At 70.6% G+C, this 15241-nt stretch carries 10 protein-coding genes; 3 read left to right on the forward strand and 7 right to left on the reverse strand.

What is annotated here, in order from left to right; all coding sequences use genetic code 11:
- Positions 1 to 57: 57 nt before the first annotated feature.
- From K8638_RS10970 to K8638_RS10980, 3 genes are read right to left on the reverse strand one after another with little or no spacing between them, the layout of a single operon-like run.
- On the reverse strand, positions 58 to 846 hold the full coding sequence (locus tag K8638_RS10970; protein ID WP_223754414.1) for a GNAT family N-acetyltransferase: 789 nt from the start codon (positions 844 to 846) through the stop codon (positions 58 to 60).
- 40 nt (positions 847 to 886) lie between these two features.
- A complete protein-coding gene (locus tag K8638_RS10975; protein ID WP_223754415.1) occupies positions 887 to 1771 on the reverse strand; it encodes a hypothetical protein in 885 nt (294 codons plus the stop codon).
- 42 nt (positions 1772 to 1813) lie between these two features.
- A complete protein-coding gene (locus K8638_RS10980; protein ID WP_223754416.1) occupies positions 1814 to 2623 on the reverse strand; it encodes a GNAT family N-acetyltransferase in 810 nt (269 codons plus the stop codon).
- Between the two features lie 165 nt (positions 2624 to 2788).
- Here K8638_RS10980 and K8638_RS10985 point away from each other — a divergent pair, with 165 nt between their 5' ends.
- Positions 2789 to 3247 (forward strand): hypothetical protein, encoded by a 459-nt coding sequence (locus tag K8638_RS10985; RefSeq protein ID WP_223754417.1) that lies wholly within the window; start codon positions 2789 to 2791, stop codon positions 3245 to 3247.
- A 390-nt stretch (positions 3248 to 3637) separates the two neighbouring features.
- Here K8638_RS10985 and K8638_RS10990 read toward each other — a convergent pair whose 3' ends face one another.
- The gene (locus tag K8638_RS10990; protein ID WP_223754418.1) at positions 3638 to 5113 is read right to left on the reverse strand and encodes an adenylate/guanylate cyclase domain-containing protein; all 1476 of its coding nucleotides are present in this window, start codon (positions 5111 to 5113) and stop codon (positions 3638 to 3640) included.
- A gap of 129 nt (positions 5114 to 5242) precedes the next feature.
- Between K8638_RS10990 and K8638_RS10995 the strand changes: the two genes are divergently transcribed.
- Entirely contained in the window at positions 5243 to 6142 is a 900-nt protein-coding gene (locus K8638_RS10995; protein WP_223754419.1) for a phosphatase PAP2 family protein, read from the forward strand.
- 115 nt (positions 6143 to 6257) lie between these two features.
- Here K8638_RS10995 and K8638_RS11000 read toward each other — a convergent pair whose 3' ends face one another.
- From K8638_RS11000 to K8638_RS11010, 3 genes are all read right to left on the reverse strand, one after another.
- Positions 6258 to 7166 (reverse strand): metallophosphoesterase, encoded by a 909-nt coding sequence (locus tag K8638_RS11000; RefSeq protein ID WP_223754420.1) that lies wholly within the window; start codon positions 7164 to 7166, stop codon positions 6258 to 6260.
- A gap of 492 nt (positions 7167 to 7658) precedes the next feature.
- The gene (locus K8638_RS11005) at positions 7659 to 10607 is read right to left on the reverse strand and encodes a choice-of-anchor D domain-containing protein (RefSeq protein WP_223754421.1); all 2949 of its coding nucleotides are present in this window, start codon (positions 10605 to 10607) and stop codon (positions 7659 to 7661) included.
- A gap of 271 nt (positions 10608 to 10878) precedes the next feature.
- Entirely contained in the window at positions 10879 to 11781 is a 903-nt protein-coding gene (locus tag K8638_RS11010; protein WP_223754422.1) for a DMT family transporter, read from the reverse strand.
- 178 nt (positions 11782 to 11959) lie between these two features.
- On the opposite strand from K8638_RS11010, the gene uvrA reads away from it, so the two are divergent.
- Positions 11960 to 14860, forward strand: a complete 2901-nt coding sequence (gene uvrA / locus K8638_RS11015; protein WP_223754423.1) for an excinuclease ABC subunit UvrA — start codon at positions 11960 to 11962, stop codon at positions 14858 to 14860.
- Positions 14861 to 15241: the final 381 nt, after the last annotated feature.

The raw sequence follows: 15241 nt of genomic DNA on the forward strand, positions 1-15241 counted from the left end.
GAGAATGTGGACTACTCCGACATCATCCCGGTGGACGCGGCCACGTTCTCCCGGGACTCACGAATGCGCGGGGGCCGGGGCATCCACGTAGAAGAGCATCCGCGTGACGAACCGGAACCCGACGCGCTCGTAGAGACGGCCGGCCTCCTCGGAGATGGTGCTCAGGAACAGCACCTCCACCCCGCGCGCGAAGGCCTCTTCGGCCGCCCGGGAGACCAGGGCCGCGCCGATGCCGCGCCCGCGCCACTCCTGGAGCGTCGCCACCCCGGCGAGCTCGGAGGTGCCCCGATGCGGTGGCGATATCAGTCCGCCCGACACCGGCTGCCCGTTCATCCTCGCCAGGAAGGCCCGGCCGTCCTTGAGGTCGGCGATAGTCTTGGAGACCTCGTCATCGCTCACCACGACGGACTCGCCGGGGGAGAAGCCCTTGCGCGTGGTGACGCAGAACTCGCGGACCTCCTCGCGGGGCGAGTCGGGTGAGAGCACCGAGAACGAGAGTCCCTCCGGCGCGCGGAAGGGAACGTAGGTGTCACGCGTGCAGACCATCAGCCGGGCCTCGGCCTCCTGCTGGTAGCCCGCGTCGCGAAGCTGGCTGGCCAGCGTGGGGGCCAGTGCATCCACGTACTCGAAGCGCGGAGTGCGCTGGCGCGCCTCGAACTCCGAGCGCAACCGCCGCAGGGCGTCGCTCACGTCTCCCGGCACGGGCCCGTCCGGGATGGCGTAGTTGAAGTAGACCATCGCATCGAACGGGTGGAAGAAGGCCGTGAAGGGCGGGACGTGGACGGCCGTGTACCGCTCCCTCGCGGACTGGCGCATGGAGTCCTGCAGGCGCTCGATGAGGTTCATGGCGGCGCACCGTAGCAGGTGCAGCGCAGCGCCCGGGCGGCTACGGGGCTCCGGAGCTGCTCTTCGCCGGTGCTTCCGGGTCATCCGGAGTCCCCGCCGGCGGCGAGGCCGTGACGTGCCCGATGAAGAGGCTTCCATGCCAGGCGGGGTGCGAGGAGGACGCCTCCGCCCAGCCCCCCTGCACGCTCGTGGCCTTGGGCGTGAGGTCGAGGTGGGGCTTTCCGTCCGGTGTCTCCGATTTCAGGGGCGCCTCGCCGCAGGTGGGCCCCCGGCACGTCCACACGGTCCCCCCGGCGGTCGTGACGACCAGCGACGTCAATGGGAAACCCCACACGCGCAGGTGGCCCCCCATGGCCTGCTCCGCGTCCACGCGCGTGTGATTGTTGCCCGCGAGGACGAGGATGAGGTCCCGGGGAGCCTCCTCTCGAATGCGGCGCACGCCGAGGGCCATGGCCGTGTCCCCGGAACGGCTCGGTGAATCCAGACCGGCTCCGAACACCCGTACGCGCCAGCCGCGCAGCCTGAACCCCCGCAGCCGGTCGAGCATGCCGAGCATGGCCTTGCTCGTCCTGCCATCCGGGTAGGGGCTCCTCCATACCCGCCCCGACAGCAGCCGCTGGCGGTCCTGCTCCTTGCCAGCGGAGGAGAGCCACGCCTCGAAGGATGCGTCGTTCTCGGCCGACATCTCCAGCGCCACGGAGACGCCGATGCCCCGGCTCGCCGCCTGGCAGACGAGGTCGCCCAGAAGCCGGGGAATCTCCTGTGTGCCGTGCACTTCACCGAGCAGCACCGTGGCTCCGGGTTGCAGCAGCCGCTCCAGGCCTTCGAAGCGGGTGCCACAATCCGCTGCCGGTGCCCGGGGCCGAGGAGCGGCCCCGCCGGCCAGAATGCCCAGCACCACCCACGGAAGAATGCGCTTCGGCACACGCGTGCATCTCATCACGAGGCCCTCCCCATGTGAGCCAGCCTACAGCGACAGCTCGTGGGACATCTCCAGTTGCGAGAGCGCCGGATACGAAAACCCCGCGCCGAGGAAGAAGCGGTCGCACAGCCCCTCCGGAACGATGGCGCTCGCCGCCAGCGGCTTGCCGGGCCACGCCGCCACGAGCGCGCGAAGCAACCTGCGTCCGAAGCCCTTCCCCCGCGCCTCCGGCTCCACCGCGAGGGCCCGCAGCGCGAGCGTGGGCGCGGAGACCTCCCCGAGCACCGCCACCGCGGGCCCGAGCCGGAACGCCCGCGCGGGCAGCGACAGCCCCGCCACCGTGGCCGGCGTGAGCTGCCAGGGCAACCCCTCCGGCAGGAGCCGCGCGCAGTCCCGGGGCTCCACCTCCTCCAGCGAGGCCGGCTCCGGCGCCGGCGTCCCGATGAAGCCCACCAGCCGGCGCACGCGCTGGAAGCCCAGCCGCTCGTAGAGCTTCACCGCGGGGGCGTTCTGCTCGATGACCTCCAGCAGCATCCGTGCGTCGCCACGGGCACGGGCCTCCTCCATCAACGGCCGCAGCATGCCGCCGCCGAGCTTGCGGTTGCGATGCGAGGGCACGATGCCCATGCCCGCGACGCGGCTCACCCTCCCCCGCCGGGCCATCAGCACCAGCCCCACCGGCGCTCCGTCCACTCGAGCGACGCGGCTGTCCGCCAGGGAGATGTGCTCGCTCCGCACGCGTGCGTCGAACAGCGCGGGCGCATCGGGGACGGTGACGAAGTAGCCCTCGAACGAGCGGGCGAAGAGCGTGGACAGGGCGCGGAGCGGCAGCTCGGAGGCGGGCGTGAGTTCCATGCGGTGGGAGTCTCTAGCAAATCCCACGCTGCGAAGCCCCCGGCCCGGCCGCGCCTCCGCATTGTCCGCGACGAGCACCGGGCGGCCCCGCGCCTGCACCTGCTCCTCACCCCGGTGAAGGGTCCACGACTGTCCATCCGAGAGGAGGCTGAAGTAGAGGCACGCATGCTGGCCCAGGTCCTCGGGCTTCGTCAGGGGCCGGCGGCCCCGGAGCTACGAAGGGGCGGCGCAGAGGATGCGGTGGTTGGTGGCGAGCGCCGGACCACGAGGCTGGAATCCGGCGGGCAGGGAGCCGCCCCCACCGTCACGGAGGTGGAACTGCCCCGCCGCCTGGAGAACCCCGACGGGATGCGCTTCGCCGCCGATGGACGGCTGCTCGTCCTGGAAGGGGCGATTGGCAGCGGCGACGGGCGCGTGGTCCGCATCGACGTGCTCGGCGATACGCCGGGGCCCCGGCCCATCGAGGTCCTCACTTCCGGAATGGAGTCTCCCGTCAACCTCACCGTGACGGGAGATGGCCGGGTCTGGGTCACCGAGGCACGCCAGCGCGAGCGGTTGCTGCGTGGCGCGGCGGCGAAGGCGCCTGACGCGTTCTGGGTGACGGTGCTTCCCGGCCGGAGGTGAGCGACAGACTCATTCAGCACGCGGATGCCGCCCAGGCTCTCTCCACCCACCAGCCCTGCCTCTCCGGCATGCCAGCCTCCCCCGAGCCGTCCAGGGGCGGAATGGAACTTCCATTCCACATGGCCCGCCAGGCCCGCACGGTTCATCGCCCTTGCCTCCCCGCCATATCAGTCCCTCCCGGACCACCCTGGCGCGGAATGGAGCGTCCGTTCCGCGTGACCCGCCAGGTCCTCGCCGCTCAGGGTCCCCTGCCTCCCCGCCATGTCGGCCCCCTGGGCCGGGTGCGCCAGTGGGCCGACAGCGAGCTGTGCCGCCTCGCGCGTCTGGGCTTCGAGATGGGGGATGCGAGGAGCGAGAGCCCTCTCGTGCGATTCCCTACCGCGCAATGAATCAGGCGGCCCGGGAGTCGCCGGCCTCCTGCGCCACCGTGAAGAGGCGCATCGGCTCCGCGACTCCCTTGAGGGAGACACACTCCACCTCACGGACGGCGAGCCTTCCCGCGAGACGGCGGGCCACATCCTCGCTGAAGAGGAGCGAGGGCAATGGCTCGCGGGCGCGACTCTCGATACGGGCGGCCACGTTGACGGTGTGGCCGATGACGGTGAACTCCAGCCGCTCCGTGCTGCCGAGGTACCCCGCGACGACCTCGCCCGCATGAATGCCGATGCCGGACCGCAGCTTCAGTCCACGCCCGGCGAGCTTCGCGTTGTAGTCCTTCAGGCGCCGCTCCATCTCCCGCGCGGCGGCCACGGCGGCGGCGGCCGGATTGTCCGCGCCCTCGGTGAGACCGAAGACCGCCAGCACCGCGTCGCCGATGAACTTGTCCACCATGCCACCGTGCATCTGGATGGCGGCCACCATCTCCGCGAAGTAGCCATTGAGCACCTCGATGAGCTCTTCCGGAGAGAGCGACTCCGACAGGGGCGTGAAGTCACGCAGATCACTGAAGAGGAGGACCACGTCGCGGCGCCGGCCTCCCAGCTCCGCGGCGCGCCCCGGGCGGGCGTACTTCTCGATGAACTCGTTGGCGACCTGGGGCGAGACGAAGCGGCCGAAGGCCTCACGGATGCGCTCGCGCAGTTGGAGTCCCTCGGCCATGTCGTTGATACCGCCGGCGACGAGGCCCAACTCGTCGGGGCGGCTGGTCACGACGCCCGGCTGGAAGTCACCGCTGCCGACCCGGCGCACCGCGTCCAGCAGCCGCTCCGAGTCCTGCCTCACGCTCCGCCCGTACAGCAGGGCCGCGAGGAGCGCCGCCACGGTGATGACGCCGGAGAGCAGAGCCGCATCAATGAGGGACTGCCGGCCTCCTCCCAGCTCGTCCACCATTCGCAACAGGGTGAGCAGCAGCACCAGCACGGGGACGGTGGTGAAGAGGATGAAGCTCTCCATGAGCCGGCGCCCCAGGCGCTCGCTCAGGCGTCGCGCTGGGGATTGGGTGGAGGGCTGGAGGTACTCGAAGATGAGGTACTCCACCTGCGTGAGGATGCCTCCGCCGAGCAGCCAGTAGCCCACGGCGAGCTTCACGTGACTGAAGAAGGGGAAGTGCGGATAGCTGAAGGCGTGCCAGGCCAGGCCCGCGAGGCCCGTGACTCCCCAGGTGGCGACCGATAGCAGATAGGCATGCCGGGCCTGGGTGCGGCGCTCCCCCGGCCCCGGGGCCAGGTGGAACACCAGCTCCCGCAGGAGGATGTGGAACGCGGAGAGCGCGAGCACGGTGCGCGACAGCACGCTGGGAGGCAGGGTGCAGATGAAGGTGCAGACGAGCCGCGCGTAGAGGTAGGTGAAGGCCCCCACCAGGAGCGTGCCCCCGTGCAGAACCAGCCGCGAGGCGAGCGGGATGCTGGAGGTGAAGAAGGGTGTCATGGGGCGTTCAACCCGAGACTCTAGGCCATCTGTTGTCAGGCCGTGGATTCGGGGCCGCTGACGCGGCGGGTCGGGAGCACCGCCGCCGGGAGGTGGAACGGCGATGCGGGAGCCTCCTATGCTCCGGCCGTGCGCTCCTCTCCTCGCCCCCTTGTGATTGCCCTCCTGCTGGCCCTGGCCCCGGTGTCTCCGGCCGTGGCCCAGGACGGCTCGGATCAGCCCCGGCTCCACGAGCTCCGCTTCGACTGGGCTCGGGATGTCGCCATCACCGGCACGGCCGGCGTGCTGTGGATTTCCAGCGAGACGTTCTTCAAGGACGACCTGGCCCCGCCGGAGTGCCGCTGGTGCGACCGCGCCCCGGACGGCACCGACACGCTCAACCGGCTGGACCGCTGGGGCCGTGGGCTCGCCGGTGAGACGGAGCAGTCGAGAGACCGCGCCAACACCTGGAGCAACATCATGGGCTTCGCCGTGGTGCCCGCCGGCGTGCTCGGGCTCCAGTACGCGGTGGGCAACGGCTCGGGCGCCCCGGACCGGTTCTTCGCGGAGGACGCCACCATCATCGTGCAGAGCGCGGTGCTCGCGTCACTCGCCAACCAGACGGTGAAGTTCATCGTCGGCCGCGAGCGCCCCTTCGTCCACCAGCTCCCCGAGGACCAGAAGCGCCTCACCGAACACCCGACCGACAACAACCTCTCCTTCTACAGCGGCCACACCAACCTCGCCTTCGCCCTGGTCGTCTCCGCGGGCACGGTGGCGTCGCTGCGGGGCTACGACAATCAGGCGTGGATCTGGGGCGTGGGGCTGCCGCTCGCCACGTCCGTGGGGCTGCTGCGCATGGGCGCGGACAAGCACTATCTCACCGACGTCGCCACCGGCGCCGTGCTCGGTGCCGCCTTCGGTGTCGCCGTGCCCCTGCTGCTGCACGGCCGCACCGACGAGACGGTGCCCGCCCGCCTCTCGGGCGGCAACGTGCGGATGACGCCCATGGCCGGTGCCCGTGTCGCCGGCATCTCCGGCACCTTCTGAGCTACCCACGTCCACCCGCGCACGCGGGCCCTGGACTCGCTGCCCATCCCCCAGGGCCCGTGCGGCGCCACGCCGACGCCCACCCTGCCGCACCAGGCACCGGGTCGGCCCTGGGTCAGTACCCCGCTTCCGCCGGAGCCACCTCGCCCTCCGAGAGCTGCGCGGGCAGCGCGGACAAATCCCACCGCTGGCCCGCCTCCCACGCCACGGCGCCGGACGTGCCCCAGCCCGCGCGCACCGCCTCACGGCCCTCGTACTCCAGCCAGAAGACGGACTCCTGCGGCCGGGCCGCCTGGTCCAGGCAGGCGATGTGCGTGGCCGGGCGCCCCGGCCCCTCCAGCGTCACCGCGAAGGCCTTGTGCGAGTGGCCACACAGCAACCACCGAGGCTGCACCGAGTCCACCAGCCGCCGCGTCACCGGATTGCCAATCCAGTACGAGGGCAACGGCCGGGGCGGAGAGGGGTTCTCCTCGCGCGCCCGCTGGACGATGCCGCGCGGCCACTCGTGCACCAGCATCAGGTCCACGTCCCGCAGTCCGGTCAGCCGCTCCACCTCCGCCGTGCGGAAGTAGCCGGCCTGCTTCATCGTGTCCTGCGTGGTGGGCCGCTTCAGCGGCTGCTCGATGAAGCGCGGCGCGTGGATGCCCGACAGGTAGACCACCCGCAGCCCGCGCAGCTCCCGCACGCCCGCGCGGCCCAGGTACCACACGTCCGGGGCCAGCTCGCCGCCGTCCTGCATGTCGTGCAGCGCGGCGAAGTCCTCGTTGTTGCCGCCAATGAAGAACAACGGCCGCTTCACCCGGCGCAGCCCGTCCGCGTACTCCGCGAACTCCGCCGGCATGGTCCGCTTGGCGGCCTTGCGCCGGTGGTCGTCCGCGTGGCGGAAGGCCTCCACGTCCCCCACCGCCAGCACCAGGTCCACGCGGCGGCCGCGCGCCTGTTCCAGCGCGTCCAACCACGTCTCCACGCGGTGGAAGCGGCCGTGGATGTCACCCAGCGCGGCGACCAGGAGGGATTCCGGCATCTCACCCGGAAGGCTGCACGGCACTCCCCCGCCCTGTCGAGTCATCTTTGCCGCCGTGATGCCAATGACTGACAGATGACAGACTTCAACGCCCGGAACCCGAGCGGGCGGGCCGGTCCCGGCGGAACGGCTTCGCGTTTGCACGGCGCCGGGGCGCGTCATCCGCCCGTCCAGCGGGCCCGCGCCCGGGTCCACGGGAAGGCGGGCGGGCCCACCATGAGTGAGAGTCGCTCGGAATCCCCGCATTGCGGGGAAAGAACACCGGCACCCGGACGCCCCTGGCACGGAGCACGAGCCCCTCCTGTTGAAAGTACAGGGTGGGCCCGCCCCGGTGGTGATGCACATCGACCTCCCGGCGAGCCTCGGGTGGGAAGACGCCGGCCACACCTGTGGAAATCTCCTCTTCTCGCCGGGTGCGCCAGGCTGAAGAAACGACCGGGGGCGCCCCGCCTCGCGGCGTGAGCGCCCCCGAAACCACCCTGACCGCGCGGGTCAGTTGCAGCCCAGCGGGTACGTCACCTCCACCATGGCGCCGGCCTGCGGGGCCGCGTCGCGGTCGAAGATGATGGCGTTGGTGCCCGCGTCATAGTGCCAGCCGGACGGCACCCGGGCGCCATTCACGTCAACGACGATGCGCGCCGGGTCCGCGGGCTGCTCGGACAGCGGGAACTTGCGGTTGAGTCCGAAGGCGCTGTTGGACAGCTTCTCCAGCGACGCGGCCCAGTTGGGCGTGCAGATGCTCTCCACCGCGCCACCCGTGGCCTGCGCGAGCTGGATGTAGCGGTTGCCGGAGCTGCTGGACGTGGGGCAGGTGCTCAGGTCCGCCGGCCCGACGATGGCGTTGATGCTCAGCTTCGACTTGTCATTGCCCTTCAGCGCCAGGAAGTACGTCTCGTAGAAGGACACCGGCTGCGAGCTGAAGTCCTCCTCGTCCGACAGGAAGATGATGGCCAGCTTCGCCTCCTCGCGCAGGAAGCCGCCGTTGCCGTCACCGGCCAGCGGCGTGCGCGGGTCGTCCTGCTGATACAGGAGCGGGTCGCTCAGCGCGCGGTGGGCCGCGTCCAGGCCCTGCTCGTTCCAGTGGCACACGCCCACCCGGGTGTTGTTCGCGAAGACACCCGCCGCGTTCGGGGTGGACGGGGTGATGATGCGCGGCCGCGAGCCATCCACCGGGAACAGGCGCCCGTTCTCACCGCCCTGCGCGCCGCCCGGGCACTCGGACCAGCCGCCCGGAGACGGGTCCAGGCCCGTGGTGGTGACGCCGATGCGGTAGTCCACCGATGCCTTGTTGGCCGCGGTCAGGAAGGCCGCGAAGTTCTGCCCCAGGCTCTGCTGCTCCTCCATCATGGACCCGGAGTTGTCCACCACGAACAGCACGTCCACCTTGGCCTCGGACTCCTGGAAGAAGCGGTCCGTCTGCTCCGCCTTCGTCACGCCGCGGCCCACCAGGCCCGCCGTGTACTCGCCCCCTCCGTTCGCCAGCGTGAAGCGCAGCGCCGCCGCGTCGTCTCCGTCATCCACCGGCGTGTACGTGGCGGACAGCCGCACCCGGCCGCCCTGGGGAATGGTGTGCGGGAAGCCCGTCGGGCTGGTGACGCTGAACTCCCCGCCCACCTGCTCCAGCGCCAGGCCCTGCACGTGCACGGGGCCGATGCAGTCATTGACGGCGATGAGCTCCCGAGTGCGCGGGCCGCACGACAGCTTGGTGATGCCGAAGTCCACCGTGGTGGGCTGCACCGCGAAGCAGCCCTTCACGCCCTCGCCCGTCACGGGCACCAGCGGGTGGCCCGCCGTGGGGTGGTTCACCCACGCCTCGGCCAGGCCCGAGAAGCTGCCCTCCGCCGGAGGCTTGAAGCGCACCACCAGCGTCGCCTTCTGCCCCGGTTCCAGCACGCGGTTCTCCACCGGCTCCGCGGTGAAGGCCGCATCCGAACCCGCGGCGAGCTGCATGGAGGCCAGGTAGCACGCCTCCGGGCCGGTGTTCCGGATGGACACGCCGAGCCCCACCTCCGCGCCCACCGGCACCTTCCCGAAGCGGGCCGGCAGCAGCGGCGCGTAATCGCAGGGCTTGAAGACGCGGCCCTCGCCCGTCAGCGCCACCGCCTCCGTGGAGGTGCTGGCCGTGGTGCGCACTGTCACCGCGAGCTGCCCGAGACTCGGCGCCGTCAGGCCGGAGCGCGGGCTGAAGGTGACGCCCACCTCGGCCGTGCCGCCGGAGGGCACGGTGATGCTCGCGGGCGCCTGCGCCAGGGTGAAGTAGCCGCCGGCCAGCGTGTCGAGCTGCAGGTGGTTCACCAGCACGTCCTCACGGCAGCGGTTGATGACCTGCACCTGGCGCGTGGCCGTCATGCCCTCCGCCACCACGCCGTAGTCCAGCTTCCGGGGGAGCACGGTGATGCAGGAGGCGCCGCCCTCGCCCGTCAGCGACACCTTGGGGCCGGGCGCCGAGGAGCCCTGCTCACGCACGCCAATCTCCACCCGGCCGTCGCGCACGCGGCCCAGGGCCACCGGCGTGAAGGCCACGCGCAGCTCCACCGCCGCGCCCGCCGCCAGCACCCCGCTCGCCAGCACCGGCGCGTTCACCACCTTGAAGACACCGCCCGGGTTGTCCAGCAGCTGCACCCCCGAGTAGCTCAGCGGCTCCGTGCCCTGGTTGCGCACGGTGATGGACTGCTCCGCGGTGGCCCCCAGCGCCACGCGCCCGAAGTCCACGCGCAGCGGCGTCACCTCCAGCTTCGACGCCACCCCCATGCCGCGCATGGGAATCACCGCCGGCTCGCAGCCCTCGCACACCACCACGTGCAGCGCCGCCTCCGCCGAGCCCAGCCGCCGCGGCCCATAGGCCACCGGCACCACGCGCGTCTCGCCCGGCGCCAGCGTGGAGGACTGGCCCAGGCCCGCGGTGAACTGGTCCGCGTCCGCGCCGTGGATGGACAGCCCCAGCGGACTCTCCACGTCGGAGGGATTGCGCACCGTCACCTCGCGCATCTCCACCATGCCCATGGCCACGTTGCCGAAGTCGAGCGCCGTGTCCGGCACCTCGACGAAGGCCTTCACGCCGCGGCCATTCACCGGCACCTCGCCCGGCTCCCCCGAGTCGGTGAGGATTTCCACCTGGCCCTGCACCACGCCCTCCACCTGCGGCGTGAAGTGGATTTCAAGCTCCTGCTCGGCGCCGGCGGACAGGGTGAAGGGCTCGAAGGGCGGAATCACCACGTTGGGCACGCTGGAGACGGCGCCCTCCACGCGGTACGACGCGCGGCCGCCGTTGGCGACCTTCAGCTTGAAGGTCTTCGTGCGTCCCAGCGCCGAGGGTCCGAAATCAATCTTCTCCGGGCGGACCAGGAAGGCGCTCTTCGCCTTCTGGGATGACGGCTGCTCACACGCCACCCCCACCACCAACACCGCCGCCACCCACGCCACCCACAGAGCCCGTCGCATAAACGTCCTCCCCACCACGCCCAGGGACCACGAATTCCGTGCCGCTGTACCTCGCGGCTCCGGCGGCGGGGCCAATGCAACCCGGGTGCCTGCGCTTCACAGGGGGAAGACGTCGAAAGGCCGACGCGGCAAACCTCTGGCCTCCATGGGAAAGGCCCCGCCCTCCGCGTGGAAGAACATTTCCCACTCGGGCTGAAGGACTGGAATTCCTTCAGGAAGCGCCGGTAACACACAGACGTCCTGGACGGACGGGAGGGGCAGCCGGGTTCACTCAGGCCGCGGGACGGGACGCGGGCGCCAGCAGCCGCCCCACCACGCCGGTGCCCCACAGCACGCCGGCCACACACACCACCGCGCCGGAGACGGCCATGGGCGACACGGGCTCGCCCAGCAGCACCGTGCCCATCACCCACGAGAAGGCCGGCGTGAGCTGGGTGGCCACGCCGCCCGCCACCGCGGTGACGTAGCCGAAGGCATACGTGAAGGTCATCTGCGCCGCGACGGAGGTCAGCCCCACGCCCAGCAGCGGCAACACCACGTCCCACCCCAGCGGCCTCCAGTCCTGCAGCGCGAAGGGCAGGCTGAAGAGGAGGCCGAAGAGGCAGAAGGAGAAGAAGACGGTGGCCGAGTCCGTGTCGTGCCGCAGCGCGCGCACCACCACCACCGCCGCGCCGCCCAGCACCGCGGAGCCCATGCCCGCCCACGCGCCCAGCCCCATCGACAGCGAGGCGCCCGCGCCCAGGGTGCTCCACATCACCAGGCCCGCGCCCAGCGTGGTGAGCACCAGCCCCGCCAGCAGCGGCCCCGTCACCCGCTCGCGCAGGAAGAGCCAGCCGATGATGGCCGCGTAGATGGGCCAGCACGCGTTGAGCAGCACCGCCGGCCCCACCGTCATCCGGTCGATGGCCACGAAGTACAGGTAGACGGCCGCGCCGCCGAAGATGCCGCGCAGCGCCCACAGCGACAGCCGCCCGTAGCGCGGCCGGCGCCCCAGGACGGGGTAGTAGACGGCGAGGAACAAGAGGCCGATGAGGAAGCGGCCGGACGCCACCTGCCCGGGGGACAGGCGGCCCGACAGCAGCCGGGTACACAGCGCCATCAGCGCGAAGAGGAAGCTCGAGAAGACCAGCAGCGGGATGCCGCGGTAGCGCTCCGGAAGGACCCAGCGGTTCATGAACGGGCGCACCCTACAGGGAATCTCGGGGCGTACCAGCGCCCCCGCGTCCGCCCGCCCGCCAGGCAGGCGCATGTGGGATGGGCACCGCAACCCGATGGGTTGAGCAACATCACTCCTCCACGTGCGAGTTTCCACGCACCGGAACACCCATTCAGTGGTAGATCGCCCGCCCATCATGTCCGAGCCCGACGTCATCTCCCTCCGAGGCGCCAAGGAGCACAACCTCAAGAACGTCTCCCTGGACATCCCCAAGAAGAAGCTCGTCGTCTTCACCGGCGTATCGGGCTCCGGCAAGAGCTCGCTCGCCTTCGACACGCTCTACGCGGAAGGACAGCGCCGCTACGTGGAGAGTCTCTCCGCCTATGCCCGGCAGTTCCTGGGGCAGATGGAGAAGCCGAAGTACGACACCATCCGCGGCCTGTCGCCCACCATCTCCATCGAGCAGAAGGCGGCCAGCAACAACCCCCGCTCGACGGTGGGCACCGTCACCGAGGTGCATGACTACCTGCGCGTGCTGTACGCCTCCATCGGCGTGCAGCACTGCCCCAGCTGCGGGCGCAAGGTGGGCAAGCAGAGCGCGCAGCAGATTGTCGACGAAATCCTCAAGGCGCCCGCGGGCACGAAGCTCCAGGTGCTGGCGCCGCTCGTCACCAACCGCAAGGGCGAGCACAAGGATTTGCTCGCCGAGGCGCAGAAGCGCGGATTCTCCCGCGCGCGCATCGACGGGGTGCTCAAGAGCCTGGAGGAGCGCATCGAGCTGGACAAGAAGTCCAAGCACGACATCGCGCTCGTCATCGACCGGCTGGTGCTCAAGCCCGACCTCAAGACGCGCCTCACCGACTCGGTGGAGACGGCGCTGCGCGAGGGCAAGGGCACCCTCATCCTCACCGACGAGAAGGGCACCCCCGCCTCGGACCGCGTCATGTCCGAGCTGAACGCGTGCCCCACCTGCGGCCTGTCCTTCGGCGACCTGACGCCCGCGTCCTTCTCCTTCAACAACCCCCTGGGCATGTGCACGGACTGCAACGGCCTGGGCACCAAGCCGGAGATGGACCCGGACCTCATCGTCCCGGACCCGTCCCGCAGCATCCGCGACGGCGCGATTGAACCGTGGGCCAGCGGGATGAACCGCGGCGAGGGCTGGACGGCGGACTTCGTGGAGAGCCTGGCCAAGGCGTTCAAGATTGATTTGGACGTGCCCTACGCGAAGCTGTCCAAGAAGGAGAAGGACACGCTGATGTACGGCGCGCACGGCAAGAGCTTCACCGTCGAGTGGGGCGAGGGCGGCAAGTACAAGATGGAGTGGGAGGGCCTGGTCGAGCGCATGATGCGCAACTTCAAGACCACCTCCTCCGAAGCGCGCCGGGCCGAGCTGCAGAAGTACTTCAGCGACAAGCCCTGCCCCTCCTGCAAGGGCGAGCGCCTGCGCCCGGAGAGCCGCGCGGTGAAGGTCCACGGGCGCACGATTGTGGAGCTGAGCCGGCTGACCATCTCCGACGCGCTGGCCTTCCTGGGCGACATGGCGCTGTCCGCGCACGAGCGGAAGATCGCCACCGAGCTCCTGAAGGAGATTCGCAGCCGCCTGTCCTTCCTGGTGGACGTGGGCCTGGGCTACCTGATGCTGGACCGCACCGCGTCCACGCTGTCCGGCGGCGAGAGCCAGCGCATCCGGCTGGCGTCGCAGATGGGCAGCGAGCTGACGGGCGTCATCTACATCCTGGACGAGCCCTCCATCGGCCTGCACCAGCGCGACAACGGCAAGCTGCTGGCCACGCTCAAGCGCCTGAGGGACCTGGGCAACTCCGTCCTCGTCGTGGAGCACGACGAGGAGACGATGGAGGAGGCGGACTGGCTGGTGGACTTCGGGCCGGGCGCGGGCGAGCTGGGCGGACAGGTGGTGGCGCAGGGCACGCCGGCGCAGGTGATGGCGAACGAGGCCAGCGAGACGGGCGCGTACCTCTCCGGGCGCAAGGAGATTGAGGTCCCCCAGCAGCGCCGCGCGCCGGACCCGAAGCGCAAGCTGGTCATCCAGGGGGCGAAGGAGAACAACCTGAAGGACGTGGACGCGGAGATTCCCCTCGGCGTCTTCACCGCGGTGACGGGTGTGTCCGGCGCGGGCAAGTCCACGCTCATCAACGAAATCCTCTTCCCCGCCCTGGCGCGGCACCTCTACGAGAGCCGTGAGACGCCCGGCAAGCACAAGTCGATTCAGGGGTTCGAGCACCTGGACAAGGTCATCGACATCGACCAGCGCCCCATCGGCCGCACGCCGCGCAGCAACCCGGCCACGTACACCAAGCTGTTCGACAACATCCGCGACGTGTTCGCGATGACACCCGAGGCGCGCGCCTTCGGCTACGGGCCGGGCCGCTTCAGCTTCAACATCAAGGGCGGCCGCTGCGAGTCGTGCGAGGGCGACGGCGTGAAGCTGGTGGAGATGCACTTCCTCGCGGACGTGTACGTGCCGTGCGAGGTGTGCGGCGGCAAGCGCTTCAACGAGGCCACCCTGCGCGTGCGCTACAAGGGGAAGAACATCGCCGAGGTGCTCGACATGAGCGTGCGCGAGGCGATGGAGCACTTCGGCGCGCACAGGGACATCATGCGCGTGCTCCAGACGCTGCATGACGTGGGCCTGAGCTACATCCGCCTGGGCCAGCCCTCCCCCACCCTGTCCGGCGGAGAGGCCCAGCGCATCAAGCTGGCGCGCGAGCTGGCCCGCGTGGCCACCGGCCGCACCCTCTACATCCTCGACGAGCCCACCACCGGCCTGCACTTCGAGGACATCCGCAAGCTGCTGTCCGTGCTCAACCGGCTGGTGGAGGCCGGCAACAGCGTGCTCGTCATCGAGCACAACCTGGACGTCATCAAGAGCGCGGACTGGGTGATTGACCTCGGCCCCGAGGGCGGCGCGGGCGGCGGCAGCATCCTCGCCACCGGCACGCCCGAGCAGGTCTCTCGCGTGGAGGGCAGCCACACCGGCCGCTACCTGGCGCACGTGCTGACCACGGCGCGGCGCGCCCGCCTGGGACAGCGTGTGGACGGCCCGGCGCCCGGCCTTCAGGAAGCAGCGGGCTGACGCTTCGTCGCGCCCGGCTCCGGGAACATGGAGCGGGGGGCGGGGGTGCCTTCATTCACCCCCAACCCCCCGTCCACCTTGGAGGAAGGCTGCACGGGAGGGGTGTGGGTCGCGAAATGAGATGGACCGCGAGGGACATGATAGGGACGTGCCAATTCCTGTCAAACGCGTGCTCGCGGATTAAATTGTATCGTTAAACACGCATCCCCACCGGAATCGCGGGCCAGGCTCCCGGGAGAATTCCGGTGCGGGTGCGGTCCGGAGGCGGTAGGGCGCCCCTCGGGCGGGCGTGGACGGGACGTGTGGAGGCCTTGCGGTGGTTGGAGTCCGGGCAAGGCGTCCGGTAGGGTTCGGCTCCTTGCCTTCTTGGAGCCCCCACCT

The sequence above is a fragment of the Myxococcus sp. RHSTA-1-4 genome (genome assembly GCF_020037125.1).
Lineage (GTDB): Bacteria > Myxococcota > Myxococcia > Myxococcales > Myxococcaceae > Myxococcus.